The following is a 3,735-nucleotide window of genomic DNA, read 5'->3' on the forward strand; positions in this document are numbered from 1 at the left end:
GTACGCCAGTGGGCCAGGTCCGCGGCCGCGCCGGGGCCGCCGAGCGCGGCGAGCTGCGCGCGGGCGTGGTCGGCGTAGCCACGGGTGAGGACGGGGAGGCCGGTGGGGCCGCCGTCGAGTTCGGCGCGGTAGAAGGCGGACAGGTCACGGGCCAGGACGGCGGCGGAGGCCGCGTCGACGACGATGTGGTGCAGGGAGAGCACGAGGACGTGCCGCTCCTCGCCCTCCCGAATGCCCTCCCGCGCATCCTCCCGCACGTCCTCCCGTACGAGCCGGGTGACGAACAGGGGCCCGTGGGCGAGGTCGAAGCGGCGCGCGCTCTCGGCGGCGAGGACTTCGTCCACGGCGCCGTCGCCCTTGCCCTCGACGAGCTCGAAGTCCGGCTCGCCCGGGGGCAGGACGAGCTGCCGGGGCTCGCCGTCGACCTCCCGGAAGACGGTGCGGAGCCCCTCGTGGCGGGCCACGAGGTGACGCAGCGCGGCGCGCAGGGCGGCCACGTCGAGCGGGCCGTCGAGGCGGATGGCCTTGGTCTCGTTGTAGGCGGTACGGCCGGGGAGCAGCTGCTCCTCGATCCAGATGCGCTGCTGGCCGGGCGAGAGCGGGGCGGGCTCGGAAGCGACGGGGGCGGCCGCGCGGGACGGCTCCTGATGATGGCGGCGCAGCGCGTCGAGGTGGGTGAGGGAGGCGCGCAGGGCGTCGGGGGCGACGCCGAAGTCCACGAGCGCGACGATCTCGTCGGCGCCCGCCGCGGTCACCGCGTCGACCACGGGCGAGACCGTGTCGACGGTGCCGATGAGGGCGCGCTGGTCGCAGTAGCGGCCGTAGGCGCGGCGGAACACCGTGTCCAGGTCGTCCTCGCTGAGGGCGGCCAGGTCGATGTTGTGCCCGAGGCTGTTGGCGACGCCGCCGAACAGCGAGAGAGAGGCGCGCATATAGCGCGAGAGGGGCGCGTAGGCGTCGGCCCGCGCCGCGTCGTGTCCGTCGGCGAGGTAGGTGTGCAGCAGGACGGCCACCCGGCCGGTGTCCGGGTCCAGCCCGTGGGCGGCCCGGGTGCGGCGGTAGAGGGCGATGTTGTCCCGGAGCTGGTCGACAGTCTGAGTCATCAGGTTGGTGACGATGCCGAGGTCGTGCCGGGCGGCGAGCTCGTACGAGGCGGGGTTGCCGACCACCGCCGTGTACATCGCCGGGGCGTCCTGCACCGGCCGGGGGAAGAGCCGGATCTCCGCCTCGCCGTCCCCGGTGACCCGGGTGAGCGCCTCGCCGCGCCAGAGCCGCCGGACGTGCTCCAGCTGCTCGTACATCACTTCCTTGTGACGGCCGAAGCGGTCGGGGAAGAAGACGAAGTCGTGGGCGTGCCAGCCGCTGGCCACGCCGATGCCGACGCGGCCGCCGGAGAGGTTGTCGACCATCGACCACTCCTCGGCGACCCGGATGGGGTCGTGCAGGGGCAGGGCGACGGAGCCCGCGTTCAGCCGGATCCGCTCGGTCTCGCGGGACAGGGCGGCGGCGAGCACGGCGGGGTTGGGGAAGAGCCCGCCGAAGGAGTGGAAGTGCCGCTCGGGCATCCACAGCGCGTGGAACCCGTTCCGGTCGGCGAAGCGGGCGGTCTCCATGAGGAGTTCGTACTTGCCGTGCCGGGGGGTGTCGGCGTCCTGGGGGTAGTCCCCGAAGAAGTAGACGCTGAAGTCGGGCGCCGTACGGGGTGCGGCCGCCGCCGCGGGCCGCGTGCGGGCGGCGGGCCCGGGTACGGGTACTGCGGCTGCCGCTGCGGGCTCTGCCGGGGCGGCGGGTACGGACGCCTGCGCGGGCTGCGAGCGGAACGCGGCCTGTGCGGCACCGTTCAGCGGCATGGCGGGCGCGGCGGCGGGTGCCTCCGGCGCGGCGGGGGCCACGGCCGGAGCGGAGCCCACGAGGCCGGCGGGAGCCGCCACAGGCGGAACCGCGAGCGGAACCACAGGGCTGACGGCATCCGTCGGCCGCGGCGCGGCCGGGCGCTTCCGGGCGGCACCGCCCGGGAAGAAGCCCGCTCCCCGGAGCTCGCGCAGCGAGCCGCGTACCGCCTCGGCGATGTGCGCGATGTCGTCGTCCGAGTGCGCCGTGGAGAGGAAGAAGTTGCGCCACTCCCAGACGTGGACGCCGCGCAGCATGAGGTGGTGGTAGAGCAGCTCCATGTCGGCGCGGTGCTCGAAGCGGAACTGCGAGCCGAAGTGGCTCATCCGCAGCGGGAATTCCTCGTCCTCGAAGAAGCCGTTGAGCTCGGCGGCCAGCCCGGCCGTGCGGGCGTTGAGCCGTTCCTGGAGGGCGGGGCTGTGCTGCTTGAGGTGGGTGAGCACGGCGCGCGCGGCGACCATCGACACCGGGTGCTGGATGTACGTACCGCCGAAGAAGGTCGTGTCGGCGGGCGGGTAGCTGTCGTCGCCGTAGGACCAGTAGCCGCCGTCGACGCCGTCCATGATGTCGGCGCGGCCCGCGATGGCACCGATCGGGAAGCCGCCGCCGAGCAGCTTCCCGTAGGTGGCGAGGTCGGGCGTCACGCCGTAGAGCTCCTGCGCGCCGCGCGGCGCGGGGCGGAAGCCCGTCAGCATCTCGTCGAACATGAGCACGATGCCATGGCGGCGCGTCAGCTCGCGGAGCTTCCGTACGAACCCGGCGGGCTGGAGCGCCGGGTGGCGGCTCTGCACGGGCTCGATGACGACCACGGCGATCTCGGAGGCGTGCCGCTCGATCGTCTCCAGGCTCTCCTCGGCGCCGTAGTCGAGGACGAGGAGTTCGGCGACGGCGCTGTGCGGGATGCCGCTGGAGACGGGTACGGTGCCGCGGTCGGCCTGCGGCCCGGCGGCGCGGCCGAGCACGGGGTCGGCGTGCCCGTGGTAGGCGCCGTTGAAGATGACCATCTTGTCGCGGCCGGTGGCGGCGCGGGCGAGGCGGATCGCGGCGGAGTTGGCCTCCGTGCCCGAGTTGGCGAAGGCGACGCGCTCCATGCCGGTCAGCTCGGCGAGCAGTTCGGCGGACTCGCCGGTCTCGATCGCGCGGGGCCCGAGCTGGATGCCGCGCGAGAGGTGCTCGCGGACGGCCTCGGTGACGAACTGCGGCTCGTGGCCGAAGAGGAGCACGCCGAAGCCCATGGTGATGTCGACGTAGCTGTTGCCGTCGACGTCCTCCAGCCGCGCCCCGCTCGCGCGCCGCCCGGCGATGGGGTACAGCATCTCCTTCGTGTGGCCGCGGAAGCCGACGACCGCCCGGCTGTCGGCGAGCACCCGGCGGTGGCGCTGGGCGATCTCCTTGGAGGTGGGGGTACGGGCGGTGTAGCGGCGTACGAGGTCGGCGAGGTGCTCCTGCTGGGAGCGGGGCGAGGCGCCCTGGACCATCCCGGCCGTGCGCGGCACGGTCACGCGGGGACCGTGCATCCGCGGCTGGGCGGACTGTTCCGACGGCGCGGACTGTTCCGGCTGGGCGGGCTGTTCCGGCTGGGCGGGCTGTTCCGACGGCTCGGGCCGCTGCGGCTGCGCGGGGGCGCCGAGCTGTTCCGCGATGCGCTGCGAGAGCGCGGCCATGGCGGCCAGGTCCTGGTCGAGGGCCGCGGAGGCGGCGTCGAGCCCGGTCACTTGGCCACCGTGCCGTTGACGCCCGCGCCCATGCCCATACCCACACCGACGCCGATTCCCGTGGTCGCGGCCGCGGTCTGCAGGGCGAGCAGCTGCGAGAGCTGGGACATCATCTGGAGCTGTATCTGGG

Annotated in this window: 1 protein-coding gene; it reads right to left on the bottom strand. The window is 74.1% G+C overall.

Features of this window, described 5'->3' with window-relative positions; genetic code table 11:
- The coding region (locus K6I34_RS33480; RefSeq protein ID WP_374231094.1) for a MupA/Atu3671 family FMN-dependent luciferase-like monooxygenase at window positions 1-3,605 on the bottom strand (3,605 nt) is incomplete at its 3' end.
- Window positions 3,606-3,735 lie beyond the last annotated feature (130 nt).

The sequence above is a fragment of the Streptomyces sp. UNOC14_S4 genome (assembly GCF_020740835.1).
In the GTDB taxonomy this organism is placed as follows: Bacteria; Actinomycetota; Actinomycetes; order Streptomycetales; family Streptomycetaceae; genus Streptomyces.